This window comes from Streptomyces sp. NPDC044719 (assembly GCF_056433405.1).
In genome coordinates, this window is the sequence record NZ_JBWKHE010000003.1 from 197,620 (window position 1) to 213,494 (window position 15,875).

The following is a 15,875-nucleotide window of genomic DNA, read 5'->3' on the forward strand; positions in this document are numbered from 1 at the left end:
CGTGCGGGCATCTGCGGGACAATGACCCGGTGACCTCAGCGACCCGACAGCCCGATACCGCGGCCGAGACCCTCCCGCCGCGGCTGATCGCCACCGACCTCGACGGCACCCTGTTGCGCGACGACAAGTCGGTGTCCCCCCGCACGGTGGCGGCGCTTGCCGCCGCCGAGGAGGCGGGCATCGAGGTCTTCTTCGTCACCGGCCGCCCGGCACGCTGGATGGACGTCGTCAGCGACCACGTGCACGGCCACGGACTGGCGATCTGCGGCAACGGCGCCGCCGTGGTCGACCTGCACGGCGGCCCCGGCGCCCACAACTTCGTGAAGGTGCGGGAGCTGGAGCGGGAGAACGCCCTGGACGCCGTAGGGCTGCTGCGTGACGCGGCGCCGGGCACGGTGTACGCCGTGGAGCAGACCTACGGCTTCTACCAGGAACCGGCGTACCCGAAGCTGCACATGGAGATCCCCGACAGCCTCGCCCCGGCGGAGGAGCTCCTGGGCCCGGACCACCGAGCGGCCGGGGAGCCGGTGCTGAAGATCCTGGCCTACCACCCGGAGATCGACCCCGATGCCTTCCTGACCCTGGCCCGGCTCGCGATCGGCGACCGCGCCAGTGTGACCCGCTCCAGCCCCAGCGCCCTGCTCGAGATCAGCGGCCCCGGGGTGTCCAAGGCCAGCACGCTCGCCCTGTGCTGCGCCGAACGCGGCATCTCGCACGAGGAGGTCGTCGCCTTCGGCGATATGCCGAACGACGTCGAGATGCTGACCTGGGCCGGCCGGTCGTACGCGATGGGCAACGCCCACCCGGACGTGATCGCCGCGGCCTCCGGCCGGACGGTCGCGAACAACGAGGACGGGGTCGCGGTCGTGATCGAGCAGTTGGTGGCCGAGCGGGTGTAGGTGTCGCCCGCTCATTCCAAAGCGGTCGAGCCTTGCAAAGCGGTCGAGCCTTGCAGTGCGGTCGAGCCTTCCGAAGCGGTCCGGCCGCTCCGTCAGAGCGACACCCCGCGCGCCTCCAGCCATGACACCGGGTTCACCGCCGAGCCCATCTCCGGTGTGACCCGGGTCTCGAAGTGCAGATGCGGTCCGGTGGAGTTGCCCGTGGTGCCCGACTGGCCGATCCACTGGCCGGGGCTGACGTGCTCCCCCTGGTCGACCGCGACGGACGCGAGATGGGCGTACTGCGTGTAGTAGCCCCCCGCGTGCTTCAGCACGATCTCGATGCCGAAGGGGCCGCCGCAGGACACCCTCACCACCCGGCCCGTCCCCACGGACCGCACCGGCGTGCCGATCGGCACCGCGAAGTCCTGCCCGGTGTGCCTGCTCGACCACCGCGCGCCGCCGCTGCCGTAGGACGCGGACAGCTCGTACGTCTCCACGGGCGCGACCCACGCACTTGTGAACCCCGTCTCCGGCTGGTCGAGCCGGACGGCCCCACGGCACGCCCCGGCGGCGACCGAGGCATCCGCCTGCCCCTGGAGCTTGGAGCGGGCCTCCTCGAGCTTCCGCTCGATGCCGGCCTTCAGGTCGGCCAGTTGTACGTTCCGCCTCTCCAGCGCCTCCCACTCGGCCGCGGCCTTGGCCTCGTCCGCGGTGAGCCGTGCCTCGGCCCGGCGGCTCTTGGAGATCGCGTTGTTCACGGCGAGATTCGTCTGTGAGAAGGCGTGCTGACCTCGCATCAGGTCGTCGGGGCTGTCGGCGAGGATCATCTGCGCGGCCACCGGCAGACCACCGCTGCCCCGGTACTGGGCACGGGCGATCCGGCCCAGGTCTTCGTTCAGGCCCGCGATGTGCCGCCGCTGCGTGTCCAGGAGAGCCTCCGCCCGCTGCGCTTTGGCCCGCTGCTCATCGGCCTCCTTGCGACCGGCCTCGTACAGCTGGGTCGCTACCGCCGCGTCCTCGTACAGCCGCGCCACCTCGGCGCTGATGCCCGTGTCCCCGCCGTTCCCGGGCTCCTTGTCCGCCACCGTCGGCCGGGCCGCGAGGGCCGCCAGCGCGCACAGCAGGACCGGAACCAGCAGGCGACAGCGGCGATATGAGCGCATGTCAGCGATCCTCGCCCAGCCGTGCGGGCCCGGTCCTGTTCACGTCGTACGGCTGGGGGACCGGCTGCTCCGAATGGATCAGTGCGCGCGAAGCCGCCCAGTGCGGGGTGCACGCCGCTACCGCGCTCCCGCCAGTTCCTCCGACGCCGCCTCCCGCTCCGCCATCTCCCGCAGCGGTCCGTCCACGCCCATCAGCTCCGGGTACGACCCGCGCTGCACCACCCGTCCCTGGTCCAGCACGAGCACCTCGTCGACGGCCTCCAGGCCCGCCAGCCGGTGCGTGATGAGCAGGGTCGTACGGCCCTCGGTGGCGGTCAGCAGATCGGCGGTGAGCGCGTCCGCCGTCGGCAGGTCGAGGTGCTCGGCGGGCTCGTCGAGCACCAGGACGGGGAAGTCGGCGAGCAGCGCGCGGGCCAGTGCCAGCCGCTGCCGCTGCCCTCCGGACAGCCGTGCCCCGTGCTCGCCGACGAGCGTGTCGAGCCCGTCGGGCAGGCCGTCCGCCCAGTCCAGCAACCGGGCCCGCCCGAGCGCGGAACGCAGCTCGTCCTCGGTGGCGTCCTTCTTGGCGAGCAGCAGGTTCTCGCGCAGCGAGCTGTCGAAGAGGTGCGCGTCCTGCGCGCACAGCCCGACGAGTTTCCGCACGTCGTCACTGTGCAGCGCGTACGCGTCCACGCCCGCCAGTGTGTACGCACCCGCCCGCGCGTCCAGGAACCGCAGCAGCAGCTGCGCCAGCGTCGTCTTGCCGGATCCGGACGGTCCGACCACGGCGACCCTGCGACCCTCCTCGAGGGTCAGGGCGAGCCCGGCCAGCGCGTCCCGGTCCTGCCCCTCGTACCGCGCGGTCAGCCCCTTGAGGGCGACCGGGAACGGCGACGCGGGCGCCTGCCGGGGACGCTCCGGCTCCCCGACGGGTTCCGGGGCGTCCAGCACCTCGTACACCCGCTCGGCGCTCCGGCGCACCCGCTGCCGGTACTGCACGGCGAGCGGCAGCCCGAGCACGGCCTCGAAGGCGGCCAGCGGGGTGAGGACGACGACGGCCATGGTCACCCCGTCCAGCCGCCCGGCCGCGACCGCCTGGGCGCCGACCAGGGCGGCGGCCGTGACGGTCAGGCCGGAGATCAGCGCGGTGAGCCCGTCGCCGAGGGCCGTGGCGGTGGCGGCGCGCGAGGCGATCCGGGTGAGCGCCCCGTCGGCCTCGCGTGCCCGGGCGGTCCGCGCGGGCAGGGCACCGGCGACGGTCAGCTCCGCAGTGCCGGTGAGCAGATCGGCCACCCGTGTCGCCAGTACGCCGCGGGCGGGGGCCAGCCGGTGCTCGGCCCGCCGCGCCACGGCAGCGGTGATCAGCGGCACACCCACACCCGCCGCCAGCAGCCCGGCCGCGAGTACAGCCCCGGCCTCCGGCAGCAGCCACGCCGTGAAGCCGACGGACGCGGCCGACACGACGACGGCCGCCCCGGCCGGCAGCAGCCACCGCAACCAGTAGTCCTGCAGCGCGTCCACGTCCGCGACGAGCCGGGAGAGCAGATCGCCCCGGCGAGTCCGGCGCAGCCCGGCGGGCGCCAGCCGTTCGAGCCTGCGGAACACCGCGACCCTGGTGTCCGCGAGCATCCGCAGCACGGCGTCGTGCGAGACCAGCCGCTCGGCGTACCGGAACACGGCCCGCCCGATCCCGAAGGCCCGCGTCGCCGTCACGGCCATCATCAGATACAGCACGGGCGGCTGCTGCGAGGCCCGCGAGATCAGCCACCCGGAGGTGGCCATGAGCCCCACGGCACTCCCGAGCGCGAGACTGCCGAGCAGCAGCGCGAGCCCCAGCCGCCCGCGCCGGGCTCCGGACATGGCGCGCACGCGGGTGAGGACAGGGCCCGGAGCGGATGCCCCGTCGGGCTCGGTCGGACCGGCCGACGCGAGCAGCTCGCCCTCGACGGAACCCGCCTTGTGGACCGAGGCCGGCGTGACCGGCACAGCGGTCGCCTCGGGCTCGGCCAGGCGCACCACCCGGTCCGCCACCCCCAGCAAGGCCGGACGGTGCACCACCAGCAGCACGGACCGCCCGGCCGTCAGCCGCCGTACCGCGGCCACGACCTCGGCCTCGGTGGCCCCGTCCAGCGCGGCCGTCGGCTCGTCGAGCAGCAGCACGGGCCGGTCGGCGAGGAACGCCCGAGCCAGCGCGAGCCGCTGCCGCTGCCCGGCCGACAGCCCGGCCCCGTCCTCGCCCAGCGCGGTCCCCGTGCCCTCCGGCAGTGCGTCCACGAACTCCAGTGCTCCGGCGTCCCGCAGCGCCCGCCGGACGGCGTCGTCATCGGCGTCGGGCCGTGCCAGCCGTACGTTCTCGGCGATCGTCCCGGCGTACAGATGCGGACGCTGCGGCACCCACGCGATCCGGGAGCGCCACTGGTCCAGATCGGCATCGGCCAGGTCGACTCCCCCGGCCCGCACCCGCCCCTCGTCCGGCCGCACGAAGCCCAGCAGCACACTGAGCAGCGTCGACTTTCCGGCACCGCTCGGCCCGACGAGCGCGACCGTCTCCCCGGGCTCGACGGTGAAGGACACGTCCGCCACGGCGTCCGCCGCGCGCCCCGGGTACCGGACCGTCACGCCCTCGAACGCCAGCGCGCCCGCGGGGACGGCCTCGGCCCCGGACACCGGCACCGGCGTCTCCAGGACCTCGAAGATCTCCTCGGCCGCGGCGAGACCCTCCGCCGCCGCGTGGTACTGCGCCCCGACCTGCCGCAACGGCAGATACGCCTCCGGCGCCAGGATCAGGATGACCAGGCCGATGTACAGGTCCATCTCGCCGTGCACCAGCCGCATGCCGATCGTGACGGCGACCAGCGCCACCGAGATCGTCGCGAGCAGCTCCAGCGCGAAGGAGGAGATGAAGGCGATCCGCAGCGTCCGCATGGTCGCCCGCCGGTACTCGCCGGTGATCCGCCGGATCGACTCGGCCTGCGCCTTGGCACGGCCGAAGACCTTCAGCGTCGGCAGCCCGGCGACGACGTCCAGGAAGTGCCCGGACAGCCGGGACAGCAGCCGCCACTGACGGTCCATCCGGGACTGGGTGGCCCAGCCGATCAGGACCATGAAGACCGGGATGAGCGGCAGGGTGCCCACGATGATGGCCGCGGAGACCCAGTCCTCGGTGACGATCCGCGCCAGCACCGCCACCGGCACGACCACCGCGAGACCCAACTGCGGCAGATACCGCGAGAAGTAGTCGTCGAGGGCGTCGACTCCCCGCGTGGCCAGGGCGACCAGCGAACCGGTCCGCTGCCCACTCAGCCACCCGGGCCCCAATTGCGCGGAACGCTCCAGCAGCCGCCCCCGCAGCTCGGACTTCACCGCCGCGCTCGCCCGGTGGGCGGCGAGCTCGGTGAGCCAGCCGACCAGCGCCCGGCCGGCCGCGACGGCGGCCAACAGCAGCAGGGGAGTGCCGAGTTCCGTCACCTGCATGCGGTGCTGGAAAGCGCCGACCACCACCTCGGCGATGAGCATCGCCTGCGCGATGACCAACCCCGCCCCGACGGCTCCCAGGGCGACAACCGCCCCCAGGAAGACCCGGGTGGCACGGGCGTACCGGAGCAGACGCGGATCGATTGGTTTCACGTGAAACACACCTCAGTGCGCGGTCTCGGCGATGTGCTGCGTGCCGATCCGCTTGCGGAACACCCAGTACGTCCAGCCCTGGTAGAGCAGGACGATCGGGGTGGCGATCCCGGCACACCAGGTCATGATCTTCAGCGTGTACGGGCTGGATGAGGCGTTGGTGACGGTCAGGCTCCAGTCCGGGTTCAGCGTCGACGGCATGACGTTCGGGAACAGCGTCAGGAAGAGCATTGCCACCGTGGCCACGATGGTGAGCCCCGACAGGGCGAACGCCCAGCCCTCACGCCCGGCCCGTGCCGCGACCAGCGCCACGAGAAGGGACGCGACAGCGACGACCACCGCGACGAGCGAGACACCGTCGCCCCGGTCGGCCTGCGTCCACAGCAGAAAGGCGAAGGCCAGCAGGGCGGTCAGCAGCCCGACGCGCAGCGCCAGCTTCCGTGCCCGCTCCCGGATCTCCCCGACGGTCTTGAGCCCGACGAACACCGTTCCGTGGAAGGTGAACAGCGATAGCGTGACCAGACCGCCCAGCAGCGCGTACGGGTTGAGCAGGTCGAGGACGCCGCCGGCGTAGTTGAAGTCCTGGTCGATCTTCACGCCCCGCACGATGTTGCCGAAGGCCACACCCCACAGGAACGCGGGGAGCAGCGAGGTCCAGAAGATCGCCGTCTCCCAATTGCGCTGCCAGCTCTCCTCGGGTCGCTTGACGCGGTACTCGAAGGCCACACCCCGGACGATCAGGCAGACCAGGATGAGCAGCAGGGGCAGATAGAAGCCGGAGAAGAGCGTCGCGTACCACTCGGGGAAGGCGGCGAAGGTGGCACCGCCCGCCGAGAGCAGCCAGACCTCGTTGCCGTCCCAGACGGGTCCGATGGTGTTGATCAGCACGCGCTTCTCGGGCCGGTTGCGGGCGAGCAGCTTCGTGAGCACACCGACCCCGAAGTCGAAGCCCTCAAGGAAGAAGTAGCCGGTCCACAGGACGGCGATCAGGACGAACCAGACGTCGTGCAGTTCCATGACTGTGCAGCTCCCTCGGCCTAGTACGAGAAGGCCATCGGCTTGTCGGCGTCACTGGAGTCGCCGCCGATCTTCGTGGGCGGGTTGAGGTCGGCCTCGGTGAGCTCGGGCGGGCCCGCCTTGACGTACTTGACCAGCAGCTTGACCTCGATGACGGCGAGGATCGCGTACAGCGTGGTGAAGACGACCATCGAGGTGATGACCTCGGCCTGGGAGACACCGGGGGAGACCGCGTCACGCGTCTGGAACAGGCCGTAGACGACCCACGGCTGGCGGCCCATCTCGGTGAAGATCCAGCCCCAGGAGCTGGCGATCAGCGGGAAGCCCAGGGTGAGGATCGCCATGCGCCAGTACCACTTGGTGAGGGTCGGGCCGAGCGCCTTCTTCGGCAGGAGCACGAGATGCGGCACCTCGTCCTCGCCCACCCTCAGATGCTGTGGCAGCAGGAACTTCTTCCGGGTCAGCCACAGTCCGGCCAGGCCGATGGCGAACGACGTCATGCCGAAGCCGATCATCCACCGGAAGCCCCAGTAGGCGACGGGGATGTTGGGCCGGTAGTCGCCGGGTCCGTACTTCTCCTGCTCGGCCTTGTTGACGTCGTTGATGCCGGGGACGTATGAGGTGAAGTCGTCCTTGGCGAGGAAGGACAGCAGGCCGGGGATCTCGATGGCGACCTTGTTGTGCCCCTTGTCGACGTCTCCGACGGCGAAGATCGAGAAGGGAGCGGGCTTCTCGCCGTCCCAGAGAGCCTCGGCCGCGGCCATCTTCATCGGCTGCTGCTCGTACATGATCTTGCCGAGGACATCGCCGCTGATCGCGGTGAGCATGCCGCCGATGACGACGGTGACCAGGCCCAGCCGCAGCGAGGTCTTCATCACGGGGACGTGCTTCTTGCGGACCAGGTGGAAGGCGGCGATGCCGACCATGAAGGCGCCGCCGGTCAGGAAGGCCGCGGTGAGCGTGTGGAAGACCTGGGCGAGCGCGGTGTTCTGGGTCAGCACCAGCCAGAAGTCGGTGAGCTCGGCGCGCCCCTTCGCCTCGTTGATCCGGTAGCCGACCGGGTGCTGCATCCAGGAGTTGGCCGCCAGGATGAAGTAGGCCGACAAGATCGTGCCGATCGAGACCATCCATATACAGGCCAGGTGGATCTTCTTGGGCAGCTTGTCCCAGCCGAAGATCCACAGGCCGATGAAGGTGGACTCGAAGAAGAAGGCGATCAGGGCCTCGAAGGCGAGTGGCGCACCGAAGACGTCACCGACGAAGCGCGAGTAGTCGGACCAGTTCATGCCGAACTGGAACTCCTGCACGATGCCGGTGACCACGCCCATCGCGATGTTGATCAGGAAGAGCTTGCCCCAGAACTTCGTCGCCCGGAGGTACTTCTCCTTCTCCGTCCGCACCCAGGCGGTCTGCAGTCCGGCCGTGAGGGCGGCCAGCGAGATCGTCAGGGGGACGAACAGAAAGTGGTAGACGGTGGTGATGCCGAACTGCCATCGCGCCAGGGTCTCCGGCGCCAAAGCCAGGTCCACGTCGCCGCTCCTTACCTACGCTTGTGAAAGCGTTCACATTCACAAGCCATTATGCCGCACGTACTTTCGAGCCCCAAAGGGGGCCCCTGTGACGCTCGACCCCTTGGCGCGAACTTCAACACATTGTTGAATCGACGGCATGCAGACACCGCTACAGATACGGATCTCCTGGCCTGCGGGGCACCTCACCGCGACCCTTGACGACACCCGGACCACCCAGGCCCTCGCCCAGGCACTGCCCCTCGTCTCCACCGCCCGCACCTGGGGCGAGGAGGTGTACTTCGACACCGGAGTGTCTGTTTCACGTGAAACAGGTGCCCGACAGGTCGTAGAGCCGGGCACGGTCGCCTTCTGGACCGACGGCGACGCCCTCGCCCTCCCCTACGGGCCCACGCCGATCTCACAGAGCGAGGAGTGCCGCCTCGCAAGCCCGTGCAATGTCCTGGGCCGCATCGACGGCGACCCCGGCCTGCTCGCGACCGTGCGGGGCGGCGACCCCGTGCGCGTGGAACTCGTAGACGCCTGACTCAGGGCCTGGCTCACGGAGCACTACAGGTCCTTGCGAAACCCTTCCGCCACCTTCAGGAAGATGTCGTTCGCCTCGGTCTCTCCGACCGTGACCCGTACACCCTCACCGGGGAACGGCCGGATCACCACGCCCGCCTGCTCACACGCCTGCGCGAACGCGACTGTGCGCTCCCCCAGCCGCAGCCACACGAAGTTGGCCTGGGTCTCGGGCACCGGCCAGCCCTGGGCCCGCAGCCCGTCGACCACGCGCGTGCGCTCGCACACCAGCGAGCCGATCCGGCCGAACAGTTCGTCCTCGGCACGCATCGAGGCGATCGCCGCCTCCTGCGCGAGCTGGCTCACCCCGAACGGCACCGCCGTCTTGCGCAGCGCCGCCGCCACCGGCTCGTGGGCGATGGCGAACCCGACGCGCAGTCCGGCCAGGCCGTACGCCTTGGAGAAGGTGCGCAGGACGCAGACATTGGGCCGGTCGCGGTAGAGCTCGACACCGTCCGGCACCTCGGGGTCGCGAATGAACTCGCGGTAGGCCTCGTCGAGCACCACCAGTACGTCTCCCGGCACTCGATCGAGGAAGCGCTCCAGCTCCGCCCGCCGCACGACCGTGCCGGTCGGGTTGTTGGGGTTACAGACGAAGATCAGCCGGGTCCGGTCGGTGATCGCGTCGGCCATCGCGTCGAGGTCGTGCACGTCACCGGAGGTCAGCGGCACCTGTACCGACCGGGCGCCGCTGATCTGCGTGATGATCGGGTACGCCTCGAAGGACCGCCAGGCGTAGATCACCTCGTCACCGGGGCCGGAAGTGGCCTGGATCAACTGCTGGGCGACACCGACCGACCCGGTGCCGGTGGCCAGGTGGGAGAGGGGCACGCCGAACCGCTCGGACAGCTCGTTCATCAGCGCCGTACAGGCCAAATCCGGGTAGCGGTTGAAGTTGCCGGCCGCCGCCGTCACGGTCTCCATCACGCCCGGCAGCGGCGGATAAGGGTTCTCGTTGGAGGACAGCTTGTAGGCCACCGGCCCGCCTGCCGCGGCGGGCTTGCCCGGCTTGTAGGTGGGGATTCCCTCCAGCTCGCCGCGCAGCTTGGGGCTCGTCTCGCTCACCGCAGTCCTCCTCGCGAAGACCGGCGGCCCATGACCGCCGCCGACATCCAATACTCCTCACCTTATGAGGATTCGGCGCCGCTGCGTACACCCACGACGGAGTGGTGGAGGCCGGCCTCCGATGTCCCACCGGCATCAGGGGGCATCGCCGCACCAAGGCGTACGAATCCGGGGGCGCGCTGCACATATATCTACGCGCCGGTGGTGCACGCCGTGGCGCGCATCCCCCGTGCAGGTGAGTTGAGACCTCTTCGCAACCTCGCCCCCTTGGCAGGCTCGCGCGGGCCGACAAGTCACGTACTGGCATGAGAGCGCTTAACTCCCTTGGTTTCCCAAGCGATTGAGCTTAAATGATCATGCAGAAACGTGCCTGTCAATGTCTGCATATGCGTCCGCACTACCCCACCGCATGAGCCCTACTATCGGCTCGCCATGACAGCAGCAGGGAAGCACCAGGTGAGCCGCGCGGAAACCTCACGTCGAGGCAGTCGGCCGGGCCGGGCGGGTATCAGAGACGTGGCCGCCGCCGCCGGAGTGTCCATCACGACCGTCTCCGACGCCCTCAACGGCAAGGGCCGGCTCCCGGACGCCACCCGGCGCCATGTCCGCGAGGTGGCCGACCGGCTGGGCTACCGGCCCTCGGCCGCCGCCCGGACGCTCCGTACCGGCAAGTCGGGACTCATCGGCCTGACCGTGACGACGTACGGGGATGAACCTTTCACCTTCACCGAGTTCGCATACTTCGCCGAGATGGCGCGGGCCGCCACCTCCGCCGCGCTCGCCCGCGGCTACGCCCTCGTCATCCTGCCCGCGACCTCCCGCCACGACGTGTGGTCCAACGTCGCCCTGGACGGCACGGTCGTCATCGACCCCTCCGACCAGGACCCGGTCGTCAGCGAACTCGTCCGGCAGGGCCTGCCGGTCGTCTCCGACGGCCGTCCGGCCGGCTCCCTGCCGGTCACGGCCTGGGTCGACAACGACCACGAGGCCGCCGTCCTCGGCATCCTCGACCACCTGGCCGACGCCGGCGCCCGCCGCATCGGCCTGCTGACCGGCACGACGACGGACACCTACACCCACCTGTCGACCACCGCGTACCTGCGCTGGTGCGAGCGCGTCGGCCAGGATCCGGTGTACGAGGCCTATCCGGCGCACGATCCGTGCGCGGGCGCGGTCGCCGCCGACCGGCTCCTCGCCCGCCCCGACCGGCCCGACGCGGTCTACGGGCTGTTCGACCCCAACGGCACCGATCTGCTCGCCGCCGCCCGCCGCTACGGCCTGCGCGTACCGGACGACCTGCTGCTGGTCTGCTGCAGCGAGTCCACCGTGTACGCCAACACCGAGCCCCCCATCACCACGCTCTCCCTGAAGCCGCGCCGCATCGGCACGGCGGTGGTCCAGCTCCTCATCGACGCCATCGAGGGAGTGGAATCCGACCGGCCGGTGGAGCAGGTGATACCGACGGAGCTGATCGTGCGCACGTCGTCCCAGCGACGCCCGCCGCGCACGACGGTCAGCCCGCCGCGGTCCCCCGAGGGGGCGTAGTTCCCCGGTACCGGGGAACCCCCGGGTCCGGTACCTCGGACCCGGTCGGGGGGACAGTCCCGTGCCTGGGGAGAAACAGGGCCGGTCCCCCGGAGAGAAGGGATCGTTCTCGCGAAGAGAAGGAAAGCGAGGACGGTCACACGGTGGTCAAAGCCCGGCCCAATCGGGGCGAAAGCCACGATGAACTGGACTCTTGCTCTGATTCACCACCCCTGGGTCATCACATGGCGCGATCCGCATTCCTATGATGGGCCCACGACACCGGCGGGCCGCTACGACCAGGCAGTCCGATGCGGTGCAGATGCGGCTTGATGGTGGAGGGGTCGATGACTCAGGGGGCCGGTCAGGGACCCGAGGTGGAGCGCACGGCGACGTTGCGCGACTTCCGGGTGCCCGCGTACGTCCACGAGACCGGTCCGTACGTCCAGAGCACGAGCCCCGGCGAGGTCGCTCCGCCGCCCGAGGAGACCTATCCCGAGGGATACACGCCGACCCAGCGCGACCTTCCCGTGGTCAACCGGGGTGACACTGTCCAGGTGACCGTCGACCCCGAAACCGCCGCGGCCCCGCCCCCGAACACCGGACAGGGCCCGCTGTACGTCGTGGGCGACGTCCACGGCTATCTCGACCAGCTGGTGGCCGCTCTGCAGGAGAAGGGCCTCCTCGACGCCGAGGGCAACTGGTGCGCGGGCACCGCCCGGCTGTGGTTCCTCGGCGACTTCACCGACCGCGGCCCGGACGGCATCGGCGTCATCGACCTGGTGATGCGGCTGTCCGCCGAGGCCGCGGCGGCCGGCGGCTACTGCAAGGCGCTCATGGGCAACCACGAGCTGCTGCTGCTCGGCGCCAAGCGGTTCGGCGACACCCCGGTCAACTCCGGCGCGGGCACCGCCACCTTCCAAGCGGCCTGGCTGCTCAACGGCGGCCAGAAGACCGACATGGATCGCCTCCAGGACCACCACCTGCAGTGGATGGCCCGTCTCGACGCCGTCGAGGAGGTCGACGGCCACCTGCTCGTCCACTCCGACACCACCGCCTACCTCGACTACGGCCGCTCCATCGAAGAGGTCAACGACACCGTCCGCGAGACGATCACCCGCAACGACGCGGACGAGGTCTGGGACCTGTTCCGCAAGTTCACCAAGCGGTTCTCCTTCCGCGACGAGGGCGGCGCGGACGCTGTGCGCTCTCTGCTCGATACGTACGGGGGCACCCGCATCGTTCACGGGCACAGCCCGATTCCGTATCTGCTGGGCGAGGTCGGCTCCGAAGAGGACGAGGACAGCGGCGACCCGGTGATCGAGGGACCGCACGTCTACGCCGACGGACTCGCCATCGCGATGGACGGCGGCGTGACCATGGCCGGAAAGCTGCTGGTCCAGCAACTGCCCCTGGCTACGTGAACGTTCACCGGGCAGGCGTTTCCCGTCACAGGACCGGACGGGTGAAGGGCCAATTTCGGTAAACCCCCTGTCACCGCCCACCTCCACGGCTCTACCATCGGCTTATCCGTAGCAGGCTCCCCTCCGTTTCTGCCCGACGGCTCGTCAGCATGCCGAGCCCCAAGCCCTACGGAGCATCGGGGGATGCACATGAACAGCGTTCCGCAGCACCTGCTGAGCGAGGACCGCCAGGAATACGAGCGGATCCTCGATGAGGTGCTGCGCTCCGCACCACACCGTCCGGAACTGACCGCTGTCGGACAGCGGCTGAACTCGGAACAACTGCGCACCATGGCGCTGAACGCCACCGCACTCATCACGGCGGCCGCGTCGACCGAATACCAGCACTACGTCAAGGTCCGTGAGGAACTGCGCCAGCCGGCGTCTTCCAGCACGCCGACCGTGCGCGAGTCCGGCTCCTCCGAGCCGGGCACGGGCCCGGCGGGGCTGGCCGCCGCCATGGGCGAGGTCGCCGAGACCGCCGGCGCGGGCGCCGTCGCCGTCGTCGCCGTCCTCGCACCCGTCCTGGCCGGGACCGCCGCCGCGATCTTCCTGCTCGTCGGCTACATCCTGCAGATGCTCGACCCCGAGCAGGGGTTCGCCCGGACCATGCTCACCACGGGCTGGGTGTTCGGCGCCGTGACCGCGGTCGCGATCCTCGTCGCCGCAGTGGGACTGCTGCTCACCGCCCTGCGCAACAAGCCGACGGCCGAAGGCGGTCCGTACGGCGAGTTGCAAGGGGAGGTGGCCCTCGCCAGGGAGGCCTGGCACGAGGCCCTGCTGGAGCGGGGCATCCTGCCTTTCCTGCGCGAGGCACTCGTGAGCCCGGACGCGGCCGCCGCGCTGCACCACACGTCCTCGTCCACGCCGATCAGCCGCATGCCGCACCTCGGCTACGACCGTCCGGGTTTCACCAGCCCGGGCGACGGCGACCGCGGCTCACGGCCGAGCTACAGCAGCCCGGACTACACCAGCCCGGACTACGGACCACCGGAACACCAGCCGGAGTAGCCGGACCCGCCACGGGGCCAGGGGCCAGGGACCATGTGTCCCCGGCCCTCGACCCCCGCGGCCCGTGTGCGGCCCGCCTCGCGGCCTGTTCCCAGCTGTGCGCGGCCGGATCAGTCCGCGATCGGCAGGTACACCCGGTTCCCGCTCGCCGCGAACTCCTTCGACTTCTGGGCCATGCCTTCCTCGATCTCGGTCCGTGTGCCGCCGTGTTCACGGCGGATGTCCTGCGAGATCTTCATGCTGCAGAACTTGGGACCGCACATCGAGCAGAAGTGAGCCGTCTTGGCGGGCTCCGCCGGCAGGGTCTCGTCGTGGAACTCCCGTGCCGTGTCCGGGTCGAGGGCCAGGTTGAACTGGTCCTCCCACCGGAACTCGAAGCGGGCGTCGGACAGCGCGTCGTCCCATTCCTGGGCACCCGGGTGTCCCTTGGCGACGTCGGCTGCGTGGGCGGCGATCTTGTAGGTGATGACGCCGGTCTTGACGTCGTCACGGTTCGGCAGGCCCAAGTGCTCCTTGGGTGTGACGTAGCACAGCATGGCCGTGCCCCACCAGGCGATCATCGCGGCACCGATGCCGGAGGTGATGTGGTCGTACGCCGGGGCGACGTCCGTGGTCAGCGGGCCGAGCGTATAGAACGGAGCTTCATCGCAGATCTCCTGCTGAAGGTCGATGTTCTCCTTGATCTTGTGCATCGGGACATGGCCCGGGCCTTCGATCATGGTCTGTACGTTGAAACGCTTGGCGATCCGGTTGAGTTCCCCGAGAGTTCGCAGTTCCGCGAACTGTGCCTCGTCGTTGGCGTCCGCGATGGAGCCGGGCCGCAGGCCGTCGCCGAGCGAGTACGTGACGTCGTACGCGGCGAGGATCTCGCAGAGTTCCTCGAAGTGCTCGTACAGGAACGACTCCCGGTGGTGCGCGAGACACCAGGCGGCCATGATCGAGCCGCCGCGCGAGACGATGCCTGTCTTGCGGTTGGCCGTCAGCGGCACATAGGCCAGGCGCACGCCCGCGTGGACCGTCATGTAGTCCACGCCCTGCTCGGCCTGTTCGATGACCGTGTCCTTGTAGACCTCCCAGGTCAGCTCCTCGGCCCGGCCGTCGACCTTCTCCAGGGCCTGGTAGAGCGGCACGGTGCCGATGGGGACGGGGGAGTTGCGCAGCACCCACTCACGCGTGGTGTGGATGTTGCGGCCCGTGGAGAGGTCCATGACCGTGTCGGCGCCCCAGCGGGTCGCCCAGGTCATCTTCTCGACCTCCTCCTCGATGGAGGACGTCACCGCCGAGTTGCCGATGTTGGCGTTGACCTTCACCAGGAACCTCTTGCCGATGATCATCGGCTCGATCTCCGGGTGGTTGACGTTGGCCGGCAGCACGGCCCGGCCCGCGGCTATCTCGTCGCGGACCACCTCGGGCGAGACGTTCTCCCGAATGGCCACGTACTCCATCTCGGGCGTGATCTCGCCCCGGCGGGCGTACGCGAGCTGCGTGACCGCCGCACCGTCCCGGCTGCGCCGCGGCTGGCGCGGGCGGCCGGGGAAGACGGCGTCGAGGTTGCGGAGGCCGCCGCGGGGCGAGGTGTGCTTGATGCCGTCGTCCTCGGGACGGACGGGGCGGCCCGCGTACTCCTCGGTGTCGCCGCGGGAGATGATCCAGTTCTCGCGCAGCGGCGGCAGGCCCCTGCGGACGTCGGTGTCGATGGATGGATCGGTGTACGGGCCCGAGGTGTCGTACAGCGTGACAGCCTGTCCGTTGGTGAGATGCACCTGACGAACCGGCACGCGCAGGTCGGGGCGAGTGCCCTCGACGTACGCCTTGTGCCAGCCGATGGACTTCCCGGCCTCCTCGGACTGTGCGTCCTGAACGGAGGCAGGCGTGCGTGCGTCCTTGTCGGTCATGAGACCTACTCCCTACGCCGGCATTACCCGGTAACAGGTTCGGCGGTCGACGCAGCGGTTTCCGTCTGCCGACGTTCCGTGTGAAACATCACTCGACTTCGGTGATGTTTCATGTGAAACATCGCTGGGACGGAGGTCAGCGCCCTCTCAGCCCGGT

Annotated in this window: 11 protein-coding genes; 5 read left to right on the forward strand and 6 right to left on the reverse strand. The window is 70.1% G+C overall.

From position 1 onward, the window contains the following. Positions 1–29: 29 nt before the first annotated feature. Entirely contained in the window at positions 30–899 is an 870-nt protein-coding gene (locus AC07DF_RS12450) for a Cof-type HAD-IIB family hydrolase (protein ID WP_478969808.1), read from the forward strand. Positions 900–991: 92 nt separating this feature from the next. Here AC07DF_RS12450 and AC07DF_RS12455 read toward each other — a convergent pair whose 3' ends face one another. The 4 genes from AC07DF_RS12455 to AC07DF_RS12470 all read right to left on the reverse strand — a co-directional run bounded on the left by AC07DF_RS12455 (position 992) and on the right by AC07DF_RS12470 (position 8,196). Continuing rightward, on the reverse strand, positions 992–2,044 hold the full coding sequence (locus tag AC07DF_RS12455; RefSeq protein WP_478969810.1) for a M23 family metallopeptidase: 1,053 nt from the start codon (positions 2,042–2,044) through the stop codon (positions 992–994). A 117-nt stretch (positions 2,045–2,161) separates the two neighbouring features. Continuing rightward, on the reverse strand, positions 2,162–5,650 hold the full coding sequence (cydD, locus tag AC07DF_RS12460) for a thiol reductant ABC exporter subunit CydD (RefSeq protein WP_478969811.1): 3,489 nt from the start codon (positions 5,648–5,650) through the stop codon (positions 2,162–2,164). Between the two features lie 12 nt (positions 5,651–5,662). Beyond that, positions 5,663–6,667: a cytochrome d ubiquinol oxidase subunit II gene (cydB, locus tag AC07DF_RS12465; protein WP_478969813.1), complete on the reverse strand. Its 1,005-nt coding sequence runs from the start codon at positions 6,665–6,667 to the stop codon at positions 5,663–5,665. Positions 6,668–6,687: 20 nt separating this feature from the next. Continuing rightward, positions 6,688–8,196, reverse strand: a complete 1,509-nt coding sequence (locus tag AC07DF_RS12470) for a cytochrome ubiquinol oxidase subunit I (protein WP_382492331.1) — start codon at positions 8,194–8,196, stop codon at positions 6,688–6,690. A gap of 139 nt (positions 8,197–8,335) precedes the next feature. Between AC07DF_RS12470 and AC07DF_RS12475 the strand changes: the two genes are divergently transcribed. Further along, on the forward strand, positions 8,336–8,722 hold the full coding sequence (locus tag AC07DF_RS12475; RefSeq protein WP_478969816.1) for a cyclophilin-like fold protein: 387 nt from the start codon (positions 8,336–8,338) through the stop codon (positions 8,720–8,722). A gap of 23 nt (positions 8,723–8,745) precedes the next feature. Here the strand turns inward: AC07DF_RS12475 and hisC are convergent, their stop codons facing one another. After that, positions 8,746–9,825, reverse strand: a complete 1,080-nt coding sequence (gene hisC / locus AC07DF_RS12480; protein ID WP_478969818.1) for a histidinol-phosphate transaminase — start codon at positions 9,823–9,825, stop codon at positions 8,746–8,748. Between the two features lie 432 nt (positions 9,826–10,257). Here hisC and AC07DF_RS12485 point away from each other — a divergent pair, with 432 nt between their 5' ends. From AC07DF_RS12485 to AC07DF_RS12495, 3 genes are all read left to right on the forward strand, one after another. Further along, a complete protein-coding gene (locus AC07DF_RS12485) occupies positions 10,258–11,370 on the forward strand; it encodes a LacI family DNA-binding transcriptional regulator (protein WP_454359181.1) in 1,113 nt (370 codons plus the stop codon). Positions 11,371–11,681: 311 nt separating this feature from the next. After that, on the forward strand, positions 11,682–12,773 hold the full coding sequence (locus tag AC07DF_RS12490) for a metallophosphoesterase family protein (RefSeq protein WP_478969820.1): 1,092 nt from the start codon (positions 11,682–11,684) through the stop codon (positions 12,771–12,773). Positions 12,774–12,956: 183 nt separating this feature from the next. After that, the gene (locus AC07DF_RS12495) at positions 12,957–13,823 is read left to right on the forward strand and encodes a hypothetical protein (protein WP_478969822.1); all 867 of its coding nucleotides are present in this window, start codon (positions 12,957–12,959) and stop codon (positions 13,821–13,823) included. A 110-nt stretch (positions 13,824–13,933) separates the two neighbouring features. Here the strand turns inward: AC07DF_RS12495 and thiC are convergent, their stop codons facing one another. After that, the gene (gene thiC / locus AC07DF_RS12500) at positions 13,934–15,718 is read right to left on the reverse strand and encodes a phosphomethylpyrimidine synthase ThiC (protein ID WP_478969824.1); all 1,785 of its coding nucleotides are present in this window, start codon (positions 15,716–15,718) and stop codon (positions 13,934–13,936) included. Positions 15,719–15,875 lie beyond the last annotated feature (157 nt).

Coding starts and splice junctions, on each gene's coding strand:
- AC07DF_RS12485 (WP_454359181.1), top strand. CDS start 10,258: ATGACAGCAGCAGGGAAGCACCAGGTGAGCCGCGCGGAAACCTCACGT.
- cydB (WP_478969813.1), bottom strand. CDS start 6,667: ATGGAACTGCACGACGTCTGGTTCGTCCTGATCGCCGTCCTGTGGACC.
- AC07DF_RS12475 (WP_478969816.1), top strand. CDS start 8,336: ATGCAGACACCGCTACAGATACGGATCTCCTGGCCTGCGGGGCACCTC.
- AC07DF_RS12495 (WP_478969822.1), top strand. CDS start 12,957: ATGCACATGAACAGCGTTCCGCAGCACCTGCTGAGCGAGGACCGCCAG.
- AC07DF_RS12455 (WP_478969810.1), bottom strand. CDS start 2,044: ATGCGCTCATATCGCCGCTGTCGCCTGCTGGTTCCGGTCCTGCTGTGC.
- thiC (WP_478969824.1), bottom strand. CDS start 15,718: ATGACCGACAAGGACGCACGCACGCCTGCCTCCGTTCAGGACGCACAG.
- AC07DF_RS12490 (WP_478969820.1), top strand. CDS start 11,682: ATGGTGGAGGGGTCGATGACTCAGGGGGCCGGTCAGGGACCCGAGGTG.